We start from the raw sequence: 20,115 nt of genomic DNA, 5'->3' as shown, positions 1-20,115 counted from the left end.
TATTTCATTTAGCTCCCACACGTTCGCCAGCCACTCTTCTTTTAAAAATAAATCTTTTCATGCTCCGCATAGATTTCAAGCGCCCGCTCCATCTTATGCACATAGGCCTCATCCTGACTAGAACATAGAAATGTAATGTGTCCCTCCTGCGATGGACCGGATTTTGGCGAAGGTTCCAGCAAATTACGCTCAGACAACACCTGTTTCAACCGCCTAACTGTTCCCTGGCTCCCGTCAATTAACTGAATATGAGAAGGTAGTAGTTCCCTTAGAATTTCCTTATAAAAAGGATAATGAGTACATCCCAATACCACCGTACCATATATGTCGAGATTGAACGAAGACAGCTCACGGTTAAAATATTCGAACATTTCTGCCCGGTCAAAATTCAACTGTTCGCAATAATGTACTAGCTCCGGCAGAGGTAGTGAGTCCACGCTCCCATGATCGTCAACCCTGGATACCAGCGCTGCATAACAGGATTGTTTCAACGTCAATGGTGTGGCTAACACCAGAACTCTTTTACCATTGGCTCGGTTCATCTCGACCGCTGGCTTCACAGCTGGCTCCATACCAATAATCGGAATAGGATATTCCTTCCTTAGCTCCGCAACTGCGATACTTGTAGCCGTATTGCAGGCAATGACCAATGCCTTAACATCTTCTTTAAGGATCGTTTCTACTGAAGCCTTGACATAACCAAGCACCTCTTGAGGAGTTTTCGTCCCGTAAGGCACATGAAGCGTATCCGCCATGTATACAAAATTTTCGTTTGGCAAACGTCTTAGTGCCTCGGACAATACTGTAATTCCACCCAATCCTGAATCAAAAAAACCTATCTTCAAGCTACTCACCTTTTTTCGTTCAACTATTGTGCCATATCTTACAGGCAACATGTTCATTTTCTTCTTCGCCTACTCAAACCATACTCTTCATTAGACTTTACATTTAAATTTTACCGCAAAACTGATATTTTGCAAAAGAAACACGTAAATTTACAGTGTAAAAAATAAAGTAGCTTTTCAAAGTAAATTTAATATAAAAGTGTTGACAGATATTATCTTTATATTGTAATATTACGTGGTAACTTACTAACTTAACTTACTTATTCAACTTACTTAGGGGGAAATAAATCATGTCTAAAGTATTATTTGTCAAAGCTAATGATCGTACAGCTGAAGAATCTGCAACAGTTAAATTGTATAACGCCTTCGTAGAAAGCTACAAGTCTTCCCACCCAACTGATGAAATCACTGAGCTGGACCTGTTCTCCGTCGAGCTTCCTTATTTGAACGCTAACATGATCAACGGCACGTTCAAATCCGCTAGAGGCATGGAGCTGAACGCAGAAGAAGCTCGCCTGGCAAACATCGCTAATGGCTACCTGGATCAATTCCTGGCAGCAGACAAAGTCGTATTTGCTTTCCCGCTCTGGAACATGACGATTCCAGCTGTACTGCATACGTACATTGATTACCTGAACCAAGCTGGTAAAACATTCAAATACACTGCTGAAGGTCCAGTTGGTCTCGTAACTGAAACTAAAGTAGCCCTGTTGAATGCAAGAGGCGGCGTTTATTCCGAAGGACCAGCTGCTGCAGCTGAAATGTCTTTGAACTACATGAACAACATCTTATCCTTCTTCGGAGTGAAAGACATCGTGAAAGTTGTTCTGGAAGGACATAACCAAGCTCCAGATCAAGCACAAGAAATCGTTGCTTCTGCCGTACAACGTGCAGTGGACACAGCAAAATCGTTCTAATCATATATTATGAAGAGAAGAGGATATCCGCGCCCTATATGGGCTGGATATCCTCTTTTTTGTTATAAAGTATAAAAAACACGTGCTCCCCTGATCTATAATCAAGTGAAAGCACGTGTTTGTGAAATGAGATTACTTCTATTTTAAGGAATGAATTGCTGCACGATTTTTACAACTTTACCCTCACGAAGCGTAACATGGTATGGAAATTGACTGAGGTCCAGAACGTCCTTTTTAGCAAAATCTTTCTCAAACTGTGCCAGAGGAATCGATTCGTTCCATTGCACGTCTGTATCTTCTATGTTACCCGTGTGATCATAAATCTGCACCTCTACCGAAGCATCTGGTGCAACCTGATACACGTCATTTTGCACGGAATTGTTTACGATGTAGTAGCCATCTGGAGCTCCATCCAATCCTGTATTTCCTTCATGCTCCAATAATGCTTTGTCAGCTGCCGCGCCTTCATACCATTCAATCGGGTCTGCCGACAAATAAATTTGTCCGTCACGAATCTCCATTTGGTTTATATATACGGTCTCCTGATTTTCAGCAGCTGCTACAGGCGTGTAGCCTTGCGCTGTTGCCCCTGCCGTCGTAATCAGCATCATCATTAAAGCCAATACGGTCCATTTCGAAGCTAGTTTCATCATGTCTGATCTCTCCTTGCCGTTTGGGTATGTACACGGTGTCTGTAAGCTTCATTACCCTTGTGTACTTATCATAAACGTTGCACGGTTAAAAAGTGTATCAGATACATAAAAAAGAAGTTACGATTTTTTAAGACTTGGTCTTAAAACTTGATAACATGTCTTATTTATCTTTGCTATCTTAATAACCCGACCTGACGTGCCTGTTCTTCGGTGAGAATAAACTCTTCATTTTGCCATACTTCGTCCTCTTTGGTTACAGCAAACATCCCCATGATCTCTGTCCATATTCCTTTGTCGACGGCTTCCTGTTGTGTAATGATAATTTTCATTTCGTTTCCTCCTCCTGTAAAATATATGAAATCCAAGGCTGTCGATTTGTGTATCCCACTTCGCAAACAGATGGTTTCTCCGATCGCTGTTGGAGCCTGATTTTTTGAATATATTTTAATGGTTAAAATCAGGTTCCAAAGGCGAACGCTATCGCTTCTCCGAAATCCCTCTGCCCGCTTCGTTACCCAGCTTATCCTTGCCATTCTCATTTTTCATGAGTTCACTTCTAAAAAGCCAACGACCTAAACTGATACTTAGGCCAAATATAATACTTTTATTTAAAGCCTCTAACCCTTATATGGAACTCACAATGCTTGTCCTAGATTTGCATTATCGGAGTGCTTGAGGGGTTCTTGTCCCGCTTATAACATATGTACCCTTTTCCTACCGAGATTATTCGTATCTTATTTGTAACCATAAAATTTTATATTATTTTTGTAGGTAGTGACTTCTTTAGAAATGACTAAGTCCTAAAATAAAAACGGCTGTAGGTTATTCTACGAGCCGTTTTCACTAAAAAATTTTATATGCTTGGTTAATCTATTAGTACCATCAACATATAACGTATTCGTTTATTGTTTCTGCATAAAAAATGGTCGCCAAAAGCACTAAAGCAGCGGAGAGGACGGAATCGTTCTGAAGATGCGGAGCGTTCGCCTTTGCCCCCGGATTTCTACCCTTGAACATACTAACAAGAAATCTGGGGGCAACAGCGATCGGAAGAATGATCCGTCCTCGTAGCGGTCACAAGCCGCATACCGTTACTTTGTCACTCTGCATGATATAAATGTAACGCTCCTTTTACACAGAAAAGTAAAAAGGCTGTACGCATACTGGCTTGGATACGGTTACTTGTTGCCCGGTGTAGGTCAAGCGTCCACTTGCCTTGTCCACTTTGAACGTAACGATGTTGTTGGTGTCCCGGTTGGCCACGAGCATATGGTCACCATTTGGAGTCAAAGCAAAATGGCGTGGATGCTCTCCTTCAGCAGATACATGCTCGACTAAGCTCAGCTTGCCAGTTGCTCCGTCTACAGCGTATACGACAATGCTGTCATGCCCACGGTTGGAACCGTACAGATAAGCTCCATCCCCCGAAATCGCAATTTCAGCAGTTGTGTTTTCACCTGTAAAGTCAGATGGCAATGTCGGTACGCTCTCAAGCTCAGTGAGCTTGCCAGCCTCTGCATCATATGCAAAAGAAGTAATGGAAGAATCCACTTCGTTAATGACAAAAGCAAATTTACCATTCGGGTGGAACGTCAAATGACGTGGACCTGCACCTGCATGGGTTTTCGTTTCACCATGAAACACCAGTTGTCCTTTGCTGTCATCAATGGTGTAAACGCGGATCAGATCCAGACCGAGATCTTGTACGAACAGGAAGCGACCATCCGGACTAAAGAAACTGGAATGTGGATGTGGACGATCCTGACGTTCAGGATGCGCTCCTTTGCCCTCATGCTGTTTAACATCCAGCAACTCACCGATACGTCCGTCCTCAGTCAGAAACACCAGTCCCACCATACCACCGTGGTAGCTGACTACAATAAGGTAACGGTCAGATGGATCACGCTGAATGTGGCAAGTTGTTGCACCCACGTTTTCCGCACGATTCAGCAATGTAAATGTTCCTTTAACTGGGTCAATTTCGAAAGCAGAGGCTTCGCCTACTTTCGCTCCTGCAGCAGAAGTCGTCTCTCCAATGGAATACAGCTTCCGATTTTTGACGTCCACATTCAGGAATGTAGGATTTTTCAAGCCGGAGAACTCATCCTGTAGTGTAAGTGCTCCTGTCTGTTCATTAAAAGTGTACGAATAAACTCCGTTACCTTCCAATTCGGCGTAAGAGCCTGCAAATACGAGCAATTTTTGTTGTGCTGTCATGGTTGTGTCCTCCTTGGATTAAAAAAATGATGGGCAATTGGAATGATTGCTCCTGTTACAAATATCGCTTTAAGAGGCGCGCTCCACCACGGGCTCTGTGGACAACGCCACATTTCCCGCTACGGCACGCGAGATCATGCATGAGGTTTCTGCCTGCTCTGCCAGTCGCAATGCTTGTTCGATCTGCGATTCTGTCGCATCGGCAGCCAATTGAACCTGCGGACGATGCACAATTCGGCGATATGTAAAAATATTGTTCGTTACATCGACAATCCCTTCGGATTCCAGCGCCAGTGATGCCACCGGGAGACTCGCGCGCTCCATCATCGCCGCCAACGTAATCAAATAGCAGGTAGCGGCGGCACCGAGCAGCATTTCATCTGGATTGGTGCCCACACCAGGGCCTCCCATCTCAGCCGGGATCGAAATTGCAGTCCGCAACTGTCCAGCCTCAATACGGCCGTCGCTGTTGCGCCCCCCGTTCCAGTCTGCCTTGAGCAGAAAGGTATGCTCCATTTCAGGTCACTCCTCTCTCTTACATTATGAATCTTTACACAGGTGAATGTAAAGGTTAGTCAATCTCCTGATTTTTGGTTTCCGTACCCAGCAACCATACAGCCGCAGCTCCGATCAAGATAGCTACGAAGAAAATCACAAAGATAGATGGTAGCGCTACGCCCTGTCCTACGAGTATACCGACCGCAAAAGGCCCGATAACGCCTCCAATACGGCCAAACGCAGCCGCCATACCCACACCAGTTGAACGTACAGCTGTCGGGTACAATTCTGGAGTATAGGCGTACATGGCTCCCCATGCACCAAGATTAAAAAAGGACAAGCAGATACCAGCAGCCAACAGCATTCCCGCCGTTTCCGAGGTGCCAAACCAAATGGCGGACACTGCTGTGAGCAGCAAGTAGATGATCAGTACGAATTTGCGCCCCAGCTTTTCAATCAGATAGGCGGCGGTAAAGTAACCTGGTAGTTGCGCAAGCGTCATGATCAGCACATACTCAAAGCTTTTAACCAGTTCGAAACCTTTCATAAACATCATGCTCGGTAGCCACAGGAACATGCCGTAGTATGAAAATACAACTGTGAACCATAAAATCCACAGCATCAGCGTAGACTTGCGATGGGGTCCCGACCAAATCGAAGCCAATCGTGCACGCAGCGGAAGTTTGACGCTTTGCTGCTTATAACGCGGTGAATCATCAATAGCTCTGCGCAGATAAAGAGCGTACAGCGCAGGTACTGCGCCGAGAATAAATGCCATTTGCCAACCATACTTTGGAATAACAAAATAAGCAATAAGAGCCGAAAGGATCCAACCTGCCGCCCAGAAGCTTTCCAGCAGCACAACTGCTCTCCCTCGTTCTTTCACAGGCACTGATTCTGACACCAGCGTCGAAGCAACAGGCAATTCCCCACCCAAGCCTGCACCAGCAATAAAACGCAGCACCAGCAGCATTCCGAGACCTGTCGCCAAAGCGGATAAGCCACTGGCAATAGAAAAGATCAACAATGTCCACACTAATATGGCACGTCTGCCGTAACGATCAGCCAAAATCCCCGCCAAAGCGGCCCCGAACACCATTCCTATCGAATTCATTGCAGTCAGCAGTCCAATTTGCTCAGATCCCAGATGCCACTCCTTTGCCAACGCTGCGACTATAAATGAAAGCAGCCCCACATCCATAGCATCAAACAACCAGCTGAGCCCTGCGCTAAACAGCAATTTTCTTTTTTTGGCTGGTGGTAATGAAGTTAATTCACTCATGATTTGCTCTCCCTTAAAAATATATCGTATGTAGACGTATATTCAGGTGTCTTGTCACCTGTAGCCTAGCATCTATTGTACCGTAAGCTTCCTTAATCTGCGAGCTTTTTAACACAGAAAAAAACGGAAGATTGCCTATGGCAATTCTCCCGCCTTCTGGAACCTGCCACTTACCGGTTTTGGACCAGACCGATGATCGTCACCATGAGCACCAGCAGCTGGATGAGTGTATCGTTACTCATTCCAATCGCCTCCATCCCATATGAGATACTCCTTCGGCCGTTTCCCCTCTCCCCGGATCATGACGCTTGTTCCCCAATACATACCTATGCAGGCGGCGGGAAGCTTATGATCAATCATGGATGAAAATCTCCATACGTTTAAGGTTTAATCCAGGACCACTGCAAATCCATTTCCTGAATGCATTCACGGTTATCATGTTCATCATTGGCCACCAGCGGGGTCACTGGATAGATACTCATGTCCCCTTCCTCATATGTGCGCAGTAGAGGCAACAGCTCATCTATGTTCTGGACAGACGGATCTAGCCATGAATCTATATGATCAGCTTCCAAAATAGCTGGCATACGGGTATCGAATTCACGTATATCCGTATTGGCCTGAACTGTCATCATCGTACAGGTGCGTAAAGGCTCCTTACGACTATCCTGCCATACTTCATATAGCCCCGCGACCGCAAACATCTTCTGTTCCGGCAATACTACCCGTACAGCACACATGCGTTTACCCAATTTTCTCCAGTAATAAAATCCATTGCATGGAATGATACAGCGCCGGGTTTCCGCCATCTTGCGATAACTTGGATTTACCCGAACCGTATTCAAGTCTGCATTGACACAATCCTTGCCCCAGTAGGGAATAAATCCCCAGCGAAATTCATCAAGTACTCGTTCTCCATCCTGATACAGCACAATTGGAACATGCTGGGTGGGACTCATGTTATAGCGTGTTTTGTAATAATACATCACCCGTTGTATACCAAAATGATCCCTAACCTCATCCAAATCAGCCGATAACGAAAACCTTTTGCACATTTGCTATTCATCCTTCCGCCTTTTTCACCTATTGTGCGGATATACAAGGAAAAATATGCATATGCAGCTTTTGCAAAAATCCAATAAACGACAAAACATATAGCAATATCCCCGCAGTTGTGAAGCTACGGGGATAGATACTAACTTATATTGTTATTACTTCTTTTCTACCGCGTGACCGCCAAATTCATTGCGCAACGCAGCAACCACTTTCCCGTTGAACGTGTCCGCATCAAGAGAACGATAGCGCATCAGCAGGGACAAAGCAATGACTGGAGTTGCAGCCTGAATGTCCAATGCTTCTTCAACCGTCCATTTTCCTTCACCAGAAGAGTGCATAACCCCACGAATTTCGTCCAGGTTTGCATCTTTGGAAAATGCACGTTCAGTCAAACCCATCAGCCAAGAGCGAATAACAGAACCGTTGTTCCACACACGCGCTACTTGTTCATAATCAAAGTCAAAGCTGCTTTTTTCTAGCACTTCAAATCCTTCACCGATGGAAGCCATCATGCCGTATTCCACACCGTTATGAACCATTTTCAGAAAATGTCCGCTTCCGGATTTACCTGCATACAGATATCCATTTTCCACTGCTGTGTCGCGGAAAATAGGCTCAACAACCGCCCAAGCTTCCGGATCGCCACCGATCATGTAACAAGCGCCATTACGTGCGCCTTCCATCCCGCCTGAAGTTCCAGCATCCATGAAGCTGATACCATATTCTTGAAGACGGGCATGACGAGCAATAGACTCTTTGTAATGAGAATTACCACCTTCAATAATGATGTCCCCTTTGGACAACATCGGTTGAAGCTGATCCAGCACAGAATCAACAATTTGGTGAGGAACCATAATCCACAATACTCTAGGGGATTGAGTTGCCTGTACAAGCTCTTCCAATGTAGAAGCACCTGTAGCTCCATAATCCTTCATTTCTTGGATTGCGGCTGCATTGACGTCGTAAGCGACAAGTTCATGCTTATGATCGATCAAATTTTTTCCGAGATTCAAGCCCATTTTTCCCAAACCAATTAATCCTACTTGCATTGTAAAGGCCTCCTGCCGTAGCAAACATATTTTGTATATACTTTCTTATTGGTGTTAAGAACGAACGACTGCTTTTTCAGTGCTTTCGGACTTTTCGTCCAGCCACCATGTAAAGCCTTGTTCTTCCAACAATTGATCTGAAGCTTCTGGACCGTAAGAGCCTGCTGCATACGTGTGAAGTGGAACCTCACCACGAGCAAAAGCTTCCAGTACAGGTTGAACCCACACCCATGAAAGCTCAACTTCGTTCCAATGAGCAAAAAAGGTGGAATCGCCGCGCAGCGCATCAAAGATGAGGCGCTCATAGGCTTCTGGTACATCCTTGGCCTCGGAATGATAATTCATCAGAACCGTTTCCAGTTGACCAGCGTTTAGCGGGTCTCTGCTATTCAGACGCAGCGTTACCTTTTCATCCGGGTTAACATGGATGATCAGCAAGTTCGGGTCAGTCGGTTGCCCTTGAGCGGCATAAGGATCTGTGCTGTCCTTTTTGAATTCCACGACGATACGAGTAGATTTTTCTTTCATACGTTTGCCGGTACGAATATAGAACGGCACACCCGACCATTGTTCGTTGTCAATCCATAGGCGAGCTGAAATGAAAGTATCATTTTGCGAATCAGGTCCGATATCCGGCTCTTCTTTATAGGAAGGAACTGCTTTTCCGTTGATCTCACCGTTGGTATACTGTCCTCTTACCACGTTGGAAGCAATATCGGAAGGATCAAGCGCACGAAGCGCGTCCATGACCTTGCTTTTTTCGTCACGCACCTGATCAGCCGTGACATGTCCCGGCTTGTTCATCGCCGTCATCATCAACACCTGCAGCATGTGATTTTGTACCATATCACGAATAGCGCCGGAATGATCATAGTATCCTGCTCGCTCCTCCACCCCTACAGTCTCGGATGCGGTAATTTGCACATTGGCGATGTATTGATTGTTCCATATTCCTTGGAGTAATGGATTAGCAAATTTTAAGGCTTCCAGGTTTTGCACCATGGGCTTACCTAAGTAATGGTCAATACGATAAATCTCATCCTCAGCAAAGGTTCTGCTTAGGCGATCATTCAGCTCACGTGCGGATTCCAAATCATGTCCAAATGGTTTTTCGATAATGAGCCGTTTCCAACCCTTTGTTTCAGCTAAACCACTCTCGCGAATATTGAGGGCAATCACATCAAAAAATTCCGGTGCCACCGATAAGTAAAACATGCGGTTCCCCGGAATTCCCAAGTCATTTTCACGTTGCTCAGCAAGCTGCAGCAGCTTTTTATAATCTTCCGGGTGGTTGACGTTCAATGCGCTGTAACGGAAAGCACTTAAGAACTGATCCATCTGTGCACGGTCTTCATTCACGTGTCTGGAAAAATCCTTAATGGATTGCTCTACATTACTTTGAAATTGCTCGTTCGCCACTTCACGACGCCCCATCCCAATTACAGAAAAGGAAGCCGGAATTTTACCTTCTACAAACAAATTATACAAGGCAGGGTAAATTTTGCGTTTCGCCAAATCCCCTGTCGCTCCAAATAAGACAAATGTCATTGAATCCATGAATTATTCCTTCTTCCCATTATAAAGATGAGGTTATTAAAAGTTACCTGAGGAATTAACGTAACCCATAATACACCCAAAATAAGGGGCAAGTCAATCAAATTTTAGCGAAATCGTGAACATTCGATATATCCTGTAATGATAACGTTTTCTGTGGTATGATTGACGAAAGGAAAGAGAAAAAACTGTTAAATATGTCACAGTTGATACAAAGTGTTATAGTTACTATTGGTATACAGAGTTACTTTTAGTATACTGTTTAAAACAACAATGAAATTGAGGGGATTCAGATGAGCGACGACAGGCAGCCTAAGCTTTTGTGCGGTAAGGTGGAACAGTCCTTTCAGATCATCAGCAAAAAATGGACCGCTCTCATCATTCATACTTTGATGGAACATCCCAAACGATTTAGTGAAATTCACGTCTCTATACCTGATCTTAGCAAACGCATGCTGAACGAACGCATCAAGGAACTAGAGCTTTCCGGCCTGATCCTTCGCAATGTCATCACAGAGCGGCCTGTGCGTACTGAGTATTCGCTGACACGCAAGGGTAAAGAGCTAGGTGATGCATTGAATGGTGTGGAGAGCTGGGCCGAGAGATGGCTTTAACTGCTAACAGGAGGTCGCCACACATGGTCTCCTGTTATTGTGTTACCCCATGTGGATCATAATACAAACTATAGTACGAAAATAATGGGACAACCGCTCAGCAGCTCATAATTTCAGAATGGGCCAAGGAAGGATGAGAACGATGGCATTTGGCATTACCCGCCAGGAACTTATGGCCTGGAAAAGAGAGGTCAGTCGTGGTGAAATTGCTTTTCTGACACATTACTGGCTGGATGATCGCTTTCCAGGCATTACAACTGTCACCAAGGTAGGATGTTCTGATTTGGACAAGCTGCGCTTATGGTGCAACCAAAACGGATTAGACCCCCAATATATTCATCAGCGTCAGCCCTATCCGCATTTTGATCTCATCGGTAACAAACAAGCGGAAATTTTACGTAAGTATGGCATTAGCGATCAATTTAAACGCTTTGAACTTCAACTCCCAACGAGTACTCGCCCATCGTTCTAAACCGCAGCTCTCAGAGCTGCGGTACTTTTGTTTTCATACCAGTTAATACCTTGTGTATCCAAATCGCTGACATAGCTCCTTCTCCCATCGCCACAGTCGCTTGCTCGGCATGAGCTCCTAAGTCCCCGGCTACCCATACATTTTCCACATTTGTCATTTTGCTGCGAGGATGAGTTTCAATATGCTTATTGTGCAGCAGATGTACACCCAGTTGCTCTGCCAGCTCTGAATGAACATGATTGCTGCCAAAAGCTAAAAAGCCTCGCTCTGCTCGAACCACTTGTCCATCAGCCAGCCGCACTGCTTCAAAACAGCCCGGTTCTCCGGTTATAATCTCAGAAATGGCTACTTCCTTATAGCCAATCCCTTTTTCCCGCAGCTTCACAATCAGCTCGTCCGGCACCTCTGAACGCTCATGATTGACATAAACAAGTTGATCGGTGCGCGCTGATAAAATCAGTGCCATGGAAGCTCCTGCTTTGCCTGCTCCCATGACGACCGTGCTGCGATCCTGAACCTCATAACCGTCACAATCCGGGCACACATATACACTGTTGCCCAAGCAGGCTTGTAACCCATCCAGCTTTGGAAAACGGTCCGTTAGCCCTGTAGCTAACAACAGCGTCTTAGATGAATACACGGAGCCTTCCTCCACTTGAATGTCAAAAAGCTCATCCCTTTTGATGGCTTTTACCGCCTTCCCTTCAATAAACTCAGTACCTAGTTTTGTGGCTTCACTACGTCCAAGCCGTCGCAGCTCTTCACCAGAAATTCCGTCAGGAAAGCCCAAAATATTATGATACTGGTGGCACAGCGTAGATCGACCATAGCCCGAATCTATCACTAGAACTCGATGACTGCTGTATCTCCCCAATTGAATCGCTGCTTGCAATCCGGCAATTCCCCCACCAACAATAATGCAATCATAGTTCATCACTTTTCCTCCTTTGAATGCGCGTTATCCTAGACATCTGCATAAAACCGCAATAACACCAATGTAAACATCTCATCCAATTTTAAACATAATATCACCCACTAACGGATGAATTAACCCCTGTGTCCGTACATATCAAAGCTTATATGCCTTAAAAATGGAATGACAAAAAGCACTGTGGATACCCACAGTGCTTTACCAGGTCGAGCCTGAATCATCATCATTTTATCGTGAAAATTATAATTATTTAAATGTTTTTACGCGTTCTTCAACAGGCTGGAATTCTTTTTCACCTGGTTGGAATGTCGGTTTACCAAATGGCATTTCAGCAATCAGTTTCCAATGCTCAGGAATGTTCCATTCGTTTTTCACTTTTTCATCAATCAATGGGTTGTAATGCTGAAGGGATGCGCCCAGTCCTTCTTGTTCCAGAGCCGTCCATACAACCAATTGCAGCATACCATTAGATTGGTTAGCCCAGATTGGGAAATTGTCCGCATAGGCTTCGAATTGTTGTTGCAGACCAGCTATCACGTTGTTGTCTTCAAAGAACAAGACTGTTCCGTAACCGCTGCGGAAACCGTTCATTTTCTCAGCAGTAGATTTGAATTGTTCTTCATTGCCTACCACTTCCCGCAAAATACCTTCTGTAATATTCCACAGTTTGTCATGATGCTCTCCGAGCAACACTACAGCACGTGATGTTTGGGAGTTGAAAGAGGTAGGTGTGTACTTAACAGCTTCCTCTACAATCTCTTGAATCCGTTGGTCAGAAATGACCTGTTCTTTGCTAATACCATAATAGGAACGTCTGTCTTTCAGAGCTGTGAAGAAGTCTTTAGCCATTTTGTTACCTCCTGAGAAAAATTAATTACTTTTCGTAACTTAATATACATTACATATATCTTAAAGTCAAGAGATTTCTTTTTAAATATTACCAGTTAGTTGATGATTATACGCCACCATTGTATTTTTTCTCACTGGAAGAGGTGTGCTTGGTTGCATCCTTGTCTCTCTCCTCCTGTCTTTCCATCTTCAAATCCTCTACAGGAATGGCGTCTACCGTCTGCTCGATCTCAAAACGGTCGAACAAGCTTTCCTGCTCTGTCGGATACTGCTCTGCATGATCTCGATTGATCGACTGTTTCTGATGTTTAGACTCCGTTGTTCCTTTCCCCGTCTGTCCTTTCTGCTGATTCTGATCGTGCAGGTTATCTTCAAATGGGGCCATTTTACTTCCCTCCCTATCGGATTGGTGTCCACAGTATACTTTTACCTTTCACATCGGGGATTAAACGCAAAAAAGAGAAAATCTCTGCAAAGATTTTCTCTACTCATGTACTTATAGATGGTTGAATGGATTATTCCGAGCTGGATTGACCTGTACACTCATGAAAAAGATGAGGTTCCAGCTTCTCTCCCGTTACGAGCTTCTGCACCAGTTGAGTCCCCGAGTCGGGGGTCATTTGACCATACCAGTCCCCTTGAGGATATACGATCACAACCGCAGCATCATGACAACGCCCATTACAGCGAGTTCTGGTCGTGTGAATATATGCTTCTGCATTTTGTTTACGAATTTCATCCCGAATTGCCTGTGTAACTTCTTCACCCTCATGTCGCATACATGTGCCTCCATTGCAGATCAACACATGATGCTTCATTGGTTCTAATTCAAAAATAGCCATAGCTTCCCCTTTAATCAACAGTTGTTGGTTTTAAATCAATGTTTATCTGGATAAAGAACAAGCTGTGCTTCCATCTGATCAGCTTCAATCGTCAGCACGATGAATGAATATTCGTCTTCGCCGCGTTTGTCCGTCGGAGACCCCGGATTAAGGACAAGCTGACCGTCAATCGTTTTGACCACCGGAATATGCGAATGTCCATAAATCAGGCAATCCAGCGTTTCTCCCTTAAACGTATTCAATGCGATATTTTCTGTCGAGCCTCGCCAGCCGTGACCGTGAACCATACCAATCCGCTTGCCTTGGGCTTCAACGATTCGTTGATAGCCTAAACGCTCCACAATGTCCATTCCATCATTGTTTCCGGCAATGCCTTGCACAGGCGCAAATTCAGCTAGACGTTCATATACGAACCAATCCGTCCAGTCTCCGGCATGGAGAATGAGGTCACTGCCTTTTAACTCCTGTACAAGCCGACTAGGTAACGTTTTGCTTCTATGCGGCATATGAGTGTCTGAAAGTACGATGATTTTCATATCAATTTCTCCTTACCAGCGTCTTTACACCGATGAACTTTGTTGCCCTACGCGCTGCTGAAGTGCCTGCTCCAGATCTCGCAGCGTAACGGTCTCGAAAAACGCCTGTATTTTCTGCTCTGCCACGGTATATAAACCATCCAACAATGCGTCTATGTTCCTGCCTACCTCACAATTATGATTGCTATCGGTATGGATGGCGAACAACGGACCTTCATCCTTGGTCGCCTCATAGATCATTTTCAGATTGATGTTTGAACTGGACATGCTTAGACGAAAGCCGCGTGCTCCAGGCGACGAATCCACCAAACCCGCTTGCTTGAGTCGGCTCATAATCCTTCTCACAACTACCGGGTTTGTATTGATGCTGGAAGCAATAAGTGACGATGTCATTCGCTCCGGTGCCCCTTCAGCCAGAAGAAGCAGACAATGGATACTAACGGAAAAATGGGTACTCATGTTAACCACCTTTATGTGTGTGCCTCATTAAATGTTTGGTAAAATGCATGTTTCCATCATACCACAATAGAGGCACTAACACAGTGCTTACTGCACCTTACTCCGGAAAATAGTCATTTTCAGGACGTACTCGCACTTTTAATTGGCGTACACTATATTCCAACTGCTTAACGATATCCTCCAGTTGACGACGGTCAAGTCCATTAAGGTCGGCGGCAGGCTTAGGTGCATTTTTCAAATCACGTATGGTTGCCTGCTGCTCCTGCCACTTGTCCATCAGGTCGGCTATATTCGCATAAAAGCGTTCGTAATCCTTGATCACTTCATCCAGAAAGGCATCCACCTCGTCCGGATCATAGCCGCGCATTTTATTCTTAAACTGTTTCTCATGAATGGAGAGCGCGTCCAGCTGAATGCCCAGTTGCTTAAACAACTGCTTTTGCTTATCCAGACGACGCTTCATATGTTCATCCATCGGTTATTCCCTCCTTAACACACTATTCTTTTTATATCACATTCTAGGCTGGGAATAAAAGTCTCTGCTGATTGCCCAGCCCTATGAACGGGTATAAAAGAGCATACGTGTCACTTATACAGACCACGAAGGGGAGAGATGATCATGAACCACTTGAACGATTCGCAGCTTGCAGAGCTGAAACATATGTTGTTGGAGCAGAAAAAGGATTTAGAAAAGCATTTTGAACAAAACGGTCAGGAAAACGCTCCATTGGGAGAAACACTGACAGATTCTACAGGTGAGCTCTCGTCCTATGACAACCACCCCGCTGATATAGGGACAGAAACCTTTGAACGGTCCCGTGATCTGGCGATTAATGATTCGCTGCAAGACGAGCTGGAGCAGGTCAATACAGCCCTTCAACGGATGAAGGATGGGACGTACGGGATATGTGTGGAGAGCGGGGAAGAAATTCCTTTTGAACGGTTGCAAGCCATTCCATATACAGCCTATACCGTCGAGCACACGCCAACTCGAGAATTATCGAATGACCGCCCGGTAGAGGAACAGGTCATGACTCCGCCACCCAAGGGTGCAGGTGAGGTTCGCCAACGAAATGCAGGACGATTTGACGATGTGGGCGCATGGGATGCCGTAGAAAAATACGGTACATCGAACTCGCCTGCAACTGCCGCCAAGCGTGATGTCACCGACTATGATGAAAATATGTAATGCTATACGCTTATGTATTCGTTCATCTAAAAAAGCAGCTTGTCCTTTGGACAGGCTGCTTTTTTATGCCTTACGGGAATACGGTGATCCCGTTTATCCAATTTCTATCCGTTTCCGACTGCGAGCTGACTCAATACAAGCGTCGATCACCTTCATATTGCTCACCGCATCTTCTGGCTCATACGGCAACGGGACACCGTCAAGCACCGCTTTAGCAAAAGCATCCGCTTGCAGTTCAAAGGAATTAAAACCTTTCAGACGTTCCTCACGCGTAACCGAACCGACGTGGACGAAAATTTGCGGTACCACAGACGTTCTTTCCCAACCGAACATTTTGGGCATCGCAATCGTACCCTTGCTACCGAGAATTTCCATGTTGGAACGGTTGGCTGCCCACATGCCACAATCGAAAGTAAGGTTGACTCCACCCGGAAATTCCAGCAAGCCGGAAGCCATCATATCGACGTTGTCATGCTCCGAGGAAAATAAGGCATGTACCGTCACTGCCTCTGGCTCCCGGTCCAAATACATACGAGCGGCTGATATCGGATAGACGCCCACATCATATAGCGAGCCGCCGCCCATGTTTTTATTAAAGCGCACATTATCTGCCTGATCGGTATTGTTAAACGTAAACGTGCAATGGATGCCGCGAATGTCACCAATTTCCCCACTATTGATAATTTCCTTAATTCTTCGATGTTTAGGATGATAGCGATACATAAAAGCCTCTGCAAAGATCACTCCTGCACGTTGACATGCTTCAATCATGCGGCTTGTCCCAGCCGAGCTAAGAGAAGATGGTTTTTCACACAAAACGTGCTTCCCAGCCTCCGCTGCCCGAATGGTCCACTCTTCATGCAGATGGTTTGGCAACGGAATGTACACCGCTCCGATTTCGGGATCAGCCAACAGTTCATCATAGCTTCCATAACTTTTTGGAATATCGAACTCCCGGGCGGCCTCAGCGGCTTTATCCGCATTACGACTAGCAATCCCAAGCACTTCTCCGCGTTCAGATTGCTGAATCGCAGGAATTACTGCGATTTGGGCGATCTCCGCAGTGCCTAAAATTCCCCATTTCAGCTTTCTACCCATCATTCTCATCCTTTCGTGGTTAGGAATAGTTGTCTTGTTCCGCTTTATGCAGCATACCTAAGCAACGGTCCAAATCAGCTTTGACCTGCTTCTTGTACAATCGTGCTTTCTCCTCCCCATCATCTGTAAAGTGATAGAGTACAATCTCCTGAAAATCCACGCGCGGGTCTGTTCCTTTCAATCGCTTGGTACGGTAAAAAACGCCTTCCTGTACCAGCTCATGCAGCGCCCGGTAAACCTCGCTCTGAGGCGGAACATATCCAAAGCCACTAAACTCATCCTTCATCGATTCGAGCATCTGATATCCATAACCGCGATGCCTCTCCACCATTGTGATCAGATAAATTTTGATAAAAGCCCGCTGGGATATCATAAACGCCATTTCACAGCCTCCTCCACACCTTATTCGTGCACCTTATCTTCCATTATAAACCACTCTGCGTCCATACACTATTTCCTCTGATGAGATAAGAGTTTATGAGAACTCTCCATCCCTTGTGACCTGTTTTAAGATGGTGAGAGATATAGAATGAGGCGATATAGAGTAGTGTGCGAAGCGCTGAGAAATGATTTTATTGTTCTTTCTATTATGAATTTTTCATATGTTGAAATAATGTAACTAAAGCTAAAAAAATAGAGTTACGATTGCGAAGACTGGATTAATTGTTTTAAGGCCTCCGTATCGTTACTTGTCAAAACAGGAATATATTCTGTTATTTTTTGGATGTCCCAGTCCCACCATTTCAGTGTTTGGAGCATAGCTATAGTTTCCTCATCAAACCGATAACGAATTAACTTCGCGGGATTTCCTCCTACAATGGAATATGGCAGAACATCTTTAGTCACCACGGCATTTGACGCAATGATCGCGCCATCACCAATTTGAACTCCGGGCATAATGCTAGCATTGTAGCCAATCCAAACATCATTTCCAACCACAGTGTCCCCTTTGTAGCCCCCACTTAAATTGGGTACACCAACTTCCCAATCTCCACCAAACGCTCCAAAAGGAAAAGTGGTAAACGCATTTGTATTATGATTAGCGCCATTCATAATAAATTTGGCTTTGGCTGCAATCGCGCAAAACTTACCAATCTTTAATTTGTCCCCTATAAAATCAAAATGGTAAAGGACATTTTTCTCAAAATCCAAAGGGTTATCATCATCGTCATAATAGGTATAATCCCCGATTTCGATATATGGATTAACCACTACATTGTTCAAAAAACACAGACTTCTAATATTTTTCATTGGAAAAACGCTTCTTATATCTGGACCACTCATTTTGCGACCCTCCCCATATGGATGTGAACATCCAGTCTATCAGTATGTATACTATTAAACAAATGTAGATAGAAAAGTATCCCTTGGCCTTATTTCTTGGCTTTGGGATACTCCTGTGAACATATGTGATTGGGTTATCAAATCAGGCTTGCTTTTGTAAGGCTGGCGGACCTCCAGTCGGGCGAGGACGAACCCGAAGCCCCACGATCCATTTGCCCAGAGGCAAACGTGCCAGCAGCCATGTTCCGGCAACGGAAAAGATCATACAGAGAACGAATGAAGCCAGCGTACGAAGAACGTGACTCCAGTCTGCAAACAACCTCTCGTCAAAATAATAGGTCACACGTAGCATAAAGGCATGCATGAGATACGCTCCATAGGACAACGTTCCGATGGCCGTCAGCATACTCGCCGCACGTCCCCCCTTATGAGCAATCCACGTCGCTACCCGATAAGCTACAAAAATAGACGCAACGCAATATACAGCCATGACCGGACGCAGCAGAGACAAATAGTTAAAGGAAAGAACTGTACCTCGCGGCGTCTGGAACTGACCGATCATCTCATACAGTAAGTAGCCTGTAATCACGATAAACAACGGCCAGTATATCATCTGTGCTTTGGTTACCCAAGCATTCCAACGCTTGACGTTCATCCCGGCTGCCGCTCCTAGCACAAAATAAAAGAAAAAATAGATCACATTCCGGTCAGCGTACAGGGTAAACCAAGAGGTAATGACCGGAAGCTGGAGCTTATCCATCGCTTGGTATACGGGTCCAACGGCGAACATGAGCAAAATATATAGTACGCCAAATCCAGCCAATGCAGCGGGTCGCCATTTTGACGGCAGTAGCGCAGACAAATGACGGACCGCATAACGAAACACGGGAAATAACACATAACATTGGATAATCATAACGATGTACCATAGATGATAGCTGCTTTTCCCGTTCAACAACTTCTGGAAAAAATCCAGCGGGTGAATATATCCACCACTTTGGGCAAGCTGATTTCCCAATTCGTATAAAAGAGACCATATGATATAAGGAACGATGATGTCCATGAATCTTTTACGTAAAAACGTTCCGTACTTTAAGGCTCCATCATAATTGTAAAATAACACCATTCCAGTGATAAATACAAACACAGGAACTGCAAATTTGGAACATAGCAGTAAAAGTGTCATCAATACCCCGTCCTGGATGCGCGCCCCCTGCGCAACCGCATAGTGTGCGACGGAATGCTGAAGAACAACGGCCGCAAAAGCCAGCCCTCTCAGCAAAGCGACTTCGGAAATTCTCTCTTTTTGACTCATGTCACTCTCCTGTTACATCTAGCAATTTATAAATCCAGGATTTTTGCAAAATCCTCAATCTATTATAACGACAATTCTGTAAAAATATATAGAAGGTTAAACGTGCCAACGGCATGCAAAGCATCGTTTATCTCAGGTTTATCAATGAGTAAAAATATGTAAAAGCAGCAGTCCTCCCTCTCAGGGAGACTGCTGCTCAGATTGTCGAGAAACCCCCTGTTTTTTTGCAGGGGGTTTAAAACTGTCTTAGTGGTCTAAAAACTAGGGTCCTCAGATCGTTTTAAATCGATTTTTGTTTTAAAAGATGCGTCTCCCCATATAAAAATAGAAGTGTCGAAAAGTCCTCTGGACTTTCTCGACACTCTGAGCAGCAGTCCTCCCTCTCAGGGAGACTGCTGCTGTAAAAACAACCTATATGCAAAGGAAATAGGAAAGCCTACTGTACATCACTTTCT

At 44.8% G+C, this 20,115-nt stretch carries 25 protein-coding genes; 4 read left to right on the top strand and 21 right to left on the bottom strand.

The genetic code is table 11. The features are described from left to right. Positions 1 to 41: 41 nt before the first annotated feature. Positions 42 to 896, bottom strand: a complete 855-nt coding sequence (gene murI / locus ACYCSE_RS20715; protein WP_442434107.1) for a glutamate racemase — start codon at positions 894 to 896, stop codon at positions 42 to 44. 239 nt (positions 897 to 1,135) lie between these two features. Here murI and ACYCSE_RS20710 point away from each other — a divergent pair, with 239 nt between their 5' ends. Next, the gene (locus tag ACYCSE_RS20710) at positions 1,136 to 1,762 is read left to right on the top strand and encodes an FMN-dependent NADH-azoreductase (protein ID WP_043882169.1); all 627 of its coding nucleotides are present in this window, start codon (positions 1,136 to 1,138) and stop codon (positions 1,760 to 1,762) included. Positions 1,763 to 1,905: 143 nt separating this feature from the next. On the opposite strand, the gene ACYCSE_RS20705 is transcribed toward ACYCSE_RS20710, so the two are convergent. The 9 genes from ACYCSE_RS20705 to zwf form a co-directional block, all read right to left on the bottom strand. Next, positions 1,906 to 2,415 carry a hypothetical protein gene (locus ACYCSE_RS20705; RefSeq protein WP_061830325.1) on the bottom strand — a complete coding sequence of 170 codons (510 nt, stop codon included), beginning with the start codon at positions 2,413 to 2,415 and terminating at the stop codon, positions 1,906 to 1,908. 173 nt (positions 2,416 to 2,588) lie between these two features. Continuing rightward, complete coding sequence (locus tag ACYCSE_RS20700; protein WP_172828312.1) at positions 2,589 to 2,744, bottom strand: hypothetical protein; 156 nt, start codon at positions 2,742 to 2,744, stop codon at positions 2,589 to 2,591. 802 nt (positions 2,745 to 3,546) lie between these two features. Next, the gene (locus ACYCSE_RS20695) at positions 3,547 to 4,632 is read right to left on the bottom strand and encodes a lactonase family protein (RefSeq protein WP_459699641.1); all 1,086 of its coding nucleotides are present in this window, start codon (positions 4,630 to 4,632) and stop codon (positions 3,547 to 3,549) included. A gap of 69 nt (positions 4,633 to 4,701) precedes the next feature. After that, entirely contained in the window at positions 4,702 to 5,148 is a 447-nt protein-coding gene (locus ACYCSE_RS20690) for an OsmC family protein (RefSeq protein WP_013310026.1), read from the bottom strand. Between the two features lie 55 nt (positions 5,149 to 5,203). After that, positions 5,204 to 6,412, bottom strand: coding sequence for an MFS transporter (locus ACYCSE_RS20685; RefSeq protein ID WP_165175549.1), 1,209 nt, complete (start codon positions 6,410 to 6,412; stop codon positions 5,204 to 5,206). 234 nt (positions 6,413 to 6,646) lie between these two features. Continuing rightward, positions 6,647 to 6,772: a hypothetical protein gene (locus ACYCSE_RS20680; RefSeq protein ID WP_268819851.1), complete on the bottom strand. Its 126-nt coding sequence runs from the start codon at positions 6,770 to 6,772 to the stop codon at positions 6,647 to 6,649. 20 nt (positions 6,773 to 6,792) lie between these two features. Then, the gene (locus ACYCSE_RS20675) at positions 6,793 to 7,467 is read right to left on the bottom strand and encodes an SOS response-associated peptidase (RefSeq protein WP_459699638.1); all 675 of its coding nucleotides are present in this window, start codon (positions 7,465 to 7,467) and stop codon (positions 6,793 to 6,795) included. Between the two features lie 156 nt (positions 7,468 to 7,623). Next, complete coding sequence (gene gnd / locus ACYCSE_RS20670) at positions 7,624 to 8,517, bottom strand: phosphogluconate dehydrogenase (NAD(+)-dependent, decarboxylating) (protein WP_053325295.1); 894 nt, start codon at positions 8,515 to 8,517, stop codon at positions 7,624 to 7,626. A gap of 54 nt (positions 8,518 to 8,571) precedes the next feature. After that, on the bottom strand, positions 8,572 to 10,074 hold the full coding sequence (gene zwf / locus ACYCSE_RS20665; RefSeq protein ID WP_459699635.1) for a glucose-6-phosphate dehydrogenase: 1,503 nt from the start codon (positions 10,072 to 10,074) through the stop codon (positions 8,572 to 8,574). A 290-nt stretch (positions 10,075 to 10,364) separates the two neighbouring features. Here zwf and ACYCSE_RS20660 point away from each other — a divergent pair, with 290 nt between their 5' ends. Both ACYCSE_RS20660 and ACYCSE_RS20655 read left to right on the top strand, forming a co-directional pair. Then, positions 10,365 to 10,685, top strand: coding sequence for a winged helix-turn-helix transcriptional regulator (locus tag ACYCSE_RS20660; protein WP_007430161.1), 321 nt, complete (start codon positions 10,365 to 10,367; stop codon positions 10,683 to 10,685). 142 nt (positions 10,686 to 10,827) lie between these two features. Continuing rightward, positions 10,828 to 11,157, top strand: coding sequence for a hypothetical protein (locus ACYCSE_RS20655; RefSeq protein ID WP_061830319.1), 330 nt, complete (start codon positions 10,828 to 10,830; stop codon positions 11,155 to 11,157). Between the two features lie 10 nt (positions 11,158 to 11,167). Here the strand turns inward: ACYCSE_RS20655 and ACYCSE_RS20650 are convergent, their stop codons facing one another. The 7 genes from ACYCSE_RS20650 to ACYCSE_RS20620 all read right to left on the bottom strand — a co-directional run bounded on the left by ACYCSE_RS20650 (position 11,168) and on the right by ACYCSE_RS20620 (position 15,249). Further along, positions 11,168 to 12,091 carry an NAD(P)/FAD-dependent oxidoreductase gene (locus ACYCSE_RS20650; RefSeq protein WP_459699632.1) on the bottom strand — a complete coding sequence of 308 codons (924 nt, stop codon included), beginning with the start codon at positions 12,089 to 12,091 and terminating at the stop codon, positions 11,168 to 11,170. 243 nt (positions 12,092 to 12,334) lie between these two features. Continuing rightward, positions 12,335 to 12,937, bottom strand: coding sequence for a nitroreductase family protein (locus tag ACYCSE_RS20645; RefSeq protein WP_069291755.1), 603 nt, complete (start codon positions 12,935 to 12,937; stop codon positions 12,335 to 12,337). 106 nt (positions 12,938 to 13,043) lie between these two features. Continuing rightward, positions 13,044 to 13,322 (bottom strand): hypothetical protein, encoded by a 279-nt coding sequence (locus tag ACYCSE_RS20640; RefSeq protein ID WP_061830317.1) that lies wholly within the window; start codon positions 13,320 to 13,322, stop codon positions 13,044 to 13,046. A 130-nt stretch (positions 13,323 to 13,452) separates the two neighbouring features. Then, a complete protein-coding gene (locus ACYCSE_RS20635) occupies positions 13,453 to 13,779 on the bottom strand; it encodes a (2Fe-2S) ferredoxin domain-containing protein (protein ID WP_061830316.1) in 327 nt (108 codons plus the stop codon). 35 nt (positions 13,780 to 13,814) lie between these two features. After that, complete coding sequence (locus ACYCSE_RS20630; RefSeq protein WP_061830315.1) at positions 13,815 to 14,315, bottom strand: metallophosphoesterase family protein; 501 nt, start codon at positions 14,313 to 14,315, stop codon at positions 13,815 to 13,817. A gap of 24 nt (positions 14,316 to 14,339) precedes the next feature. Beyond that, complete coding sequence (locus ACYCSE_RS20625; protein ID WP_013310015.1) at positions 14,340 to 14,774, bottom strand: Rrf2 family transcriptional regulator; 435 nt, start codon at positions 14,772 to 14,774, stop codon at positions 14,340 to 14,342. 97 nt (positions 14,775 to 14,871) lie between these two features. After that, positions 14,872 to 15,249 carry a DivIVA domain-containing protein gene (locus ACYCSE_RS20620; RefSeq protein WP_023988297.1) on the bottom strand — a complete coding sequence of 126 codons (378 nt, stop codon included), beginning with the start codon at positions 15,247 to 15,249 and terminating at the stop codon, positions 14,872 to 14,874. A gap of 144 nt (positions 15,250 to 15,393) precedes the next feature. Between ACYCSE_RS20620 and ACYCSE_RS20615 the strand changes: the two genes are divergently transcribed. Beyond that, a complete protein-coding gene (locus ACYCSE_RS20615; protein WP_250268141.1) occupies positions 15,394 to 15,963 on the top strand; it encodes a TraR/DksA C4-type zinc finger protein in 570 nt (189 codons plus the stop codon). Between the two features lie 93 nt (positions 15,964 to 16,056). Here the strand turns inward: ACYCSE_RS20615 and ACYCSE_RS20610 are convergent, their stop codons facing one another. The 4 genes from ACYCSE_RS20610 to ACYCSE_RS20595 form a co-directional block, all read right to left on the bottom strand. After that, positions 16,057 to 17,061 carry a Gfo/Idh/MocA family protein gene (locus tag ACYCSE_RS20610; protein WP_459702551.1) on the bottom strand — a complete coding sequence of 335 codons (1,005 nt, stop codon included), beginning with the start codon at positions 17,059 to 17,061 and terminating at the stop codon, positions 16,057 to 16,059. A gap of 19 nt (positions 17,062 to 17,080) precedes the next feature. Beyond that, positions 17,081 to 17,443: a helix-turn-helix transcriptional regulator gene (locus ACYCSE_RS20605; RefSeq protein WP_013310011.1), complete on the bottom strand. Its 363-nt coding sequence runs from the start codon at positions 17,441 to 17,443 to the stop codon at positions 17,081 to 17,083. 257 nt (positions 17,444 to 17,700) lie between these two features. After that, positions 17,701 to 18,345 carry a CatB-related O-acetyltransferase gene (locus ACYCSE_RS20600; RefSeq protein ID WP_069291752.1) on the bottom strand — a complete coding sequence of 215 codons (645 nt, stop codon included), beginning with the start codon at positions 18,343 to 18,345 and terminating at the stop codon, positions 17,701 to 17,703. A 142-nt stretch (positions 18,346 to 18,487) separates the two neighbouring features. Then, a complete protein-coding gene (locus ACYCSE_RS20595; protein ID WP_061830311.1) occupies positions 18,488 to 19,660 on the bottom strand; it encodes an acyltransferase in 1,173 nt (390 codons plus the stop codon). Positions 19,661 to 20,115: the final 455 nt, after the last annotated feature.

The sequence above is a fragment of the Paenibacillus sp. SEL1 genome, from assembly GCF_054602535.1.
Note: the sequence above shows the minus strand (reverse complement) of the source record. Positions and strands in the feature narration are given on the sequence as shown.

Bases quoted from the DNA above. Each gene is read 5' to 3' on its own strand.
- ACYCSE_RS20620 (WP_023988297.1), bottom strand. From the start codon at position 15,249: ATGGATGAACATATGAAGCGTCGTCTGGATAAGCAAAAGCAGTTGTTT.
- ACYCSE_RS20685 (WP_165175549.1), bottom strand. From the start codon at position 6,412: ATGAGTGAATTAACTTCATTACCACCAGCCAAAAAAAGAAAATTGCTG.
- gnd (WP_053325295.1), bottom strand. From the start codon at position 8,517: ATGCAAGTAGGATTAATTGGTTTGGGAAAAATGGGCTTGAATCTCGGA.
- ACYCSE_RS20645 (WP_069291755.1), bottom strand. From the start codon at position 12,937: ATGGCTAAAGACTTCTTCACAGCTCTGAAAGACAGACGTTCCTATTAT.
- ACYCSE_RS20655 (WP_061830319.1), top strand. From the start codon at position 10,828: ATGGCATTTGGCATTACCCGCCAGGAACTTATGGCCTGGAAAAGAGAG.
- ACYCSE_RS20690 (WP_013310026.1), bottom strand. From the start codon at position 5,148: ATGGAGCATACCTTTCTGCTCAAGGCAGACTGGAACGGGGGGCGCAAC.
- ACYCSE_RS20610 (WP_459702551.1), bottom strand. From the start codon at position 17,061: ATGGGTAGAAAGCTGAAATGGGGAATTTTAGGCACTGCGGAGATCGCC.
- ACYCSE_RS20595 (WP_061830311.1), bottom strand. From the start codon at position 19,660: ATGAGTCAAAAAGAGAGAATTTCCGAAGTCGCTTTGCTGAGAGGGCTG.
- ACYCSE_RS20605 (WP_013310011.1), bottom strand. From the start codon at position 17,443: ATGGCGTTTATGATATCCCAGCGGGCTTTTATCAAAATTTATCTGATC.
- ACYCSE_RS20660 (WP_007430161.1), top strand. From the start codon at position 10,365: ATGAGCGACGACAGGCAGCCTAAGCTTTTGTGCGGTAAGGTGGAACAG.
- ACYCSE_RS20630 (WP_061830315.1), bottom strand. From the start codon at position 14,315: ATGAAAATCATCGTACTTTCAGACACTCATATGCCGCATAGAAGCAAA.
- ACYCSE_RS20710 (WP_043882169.1), top strand. From the start codon at position 1,136: ATGTCTAAAGTATTATTTGTCAAAGCTAATGATCGTACAGCTGAAGAA.
- ACYCSE_RS20650 (WP_459699632.1), bottom strand. From the start codon at position 12,091: ATGAACTATGATTGCATTATTGTTGGTGGGGGAATTGCCGGATTGCAA.
- ACYCSE_RS20695 (WP_459699641.1), bottom strand. From the start codon at position 4,632: ATGACAGCACAACAAAAATTGCTCGTATTTGCAGGCTCTTACGCCGAA.
- ACYCSE_RS20700 (WP_172828312.1), bottom strand. From the start codon at position 2,744: ATGAAAATTATCATTACACAACAGGAAGCCGTCGACAAAGGAATATGG.
- ACYCSE_RS20615 (WP_250268141.1), top strand. From the start codon at position 15,394: ATGAACCACTTGAACGATTCGCAGCTTGCAGAGCTGAAACATATGTTG.
- ACYCSE_RS20600 (WP_069291752.1), bottom strand. From the start codon at position 18,345: ATGAGTGGTCCAGATATAAGAAGCGTTTTTCCAATGAAAAATATTAGA.
- murI (WP_442434107.1), bottom strand. From the start codon at position 896: ATGTTGCCTGTAAGATATGGCACAATAGTTGAACGAAAAAAGGTGAGT.
- ACYCSE_RS20680 (WP_268819851.1), bottom strand. From the start codon at position 6,772: ATGATTGATCATAAGCTTCCCGCCGCCTGCATAGGTATGTATTGGGGA.
- ACYCSE_RS20640 (WP_061830317.1), bottom strand. From the start codon at position 13,322: ATGGCCCCATTTGAAGATAACCTGCACGATCAGAATCAGCAGAAAGGA.
- ACYCSE_RS20625 (WP_013310015.1), bottom strand. From the start codon at position 14,774: ATGAGTACCCATTTTTCCGTTAGTATCCATTGTCTGCTTCTTCTGGCT.
- ACYCSE_RS20635 (WP_061830316.1), bottom strand. From the start codon at position 13,779: ATGGCTATTTTTGAATTAGAACCAATGAAGCATCATGTGTTGATCTGC.
- ACYCSE_RS20675 (WP_459699638.1), bottom strand. From the start codon at position 7,467: ATGTGCAAAAGGTTTTCGTTATCGGCTGATTTGGATGAGGTTAGGGAT.
- zwf (WP_459699635.1), bottom strand. From the start codon at position 10,074: ATGGATTCAATGACATTTGTCTTATTTGGAGCGACAGGGGATTTGGCG.
- ACYCSE_RS20705 (WP_061830325.1), bottom strand. From the start codon at position 2,415: ATGATGAAACTAGCTTCGAAATGGACCGTATTGGCTTTAATGATGATG.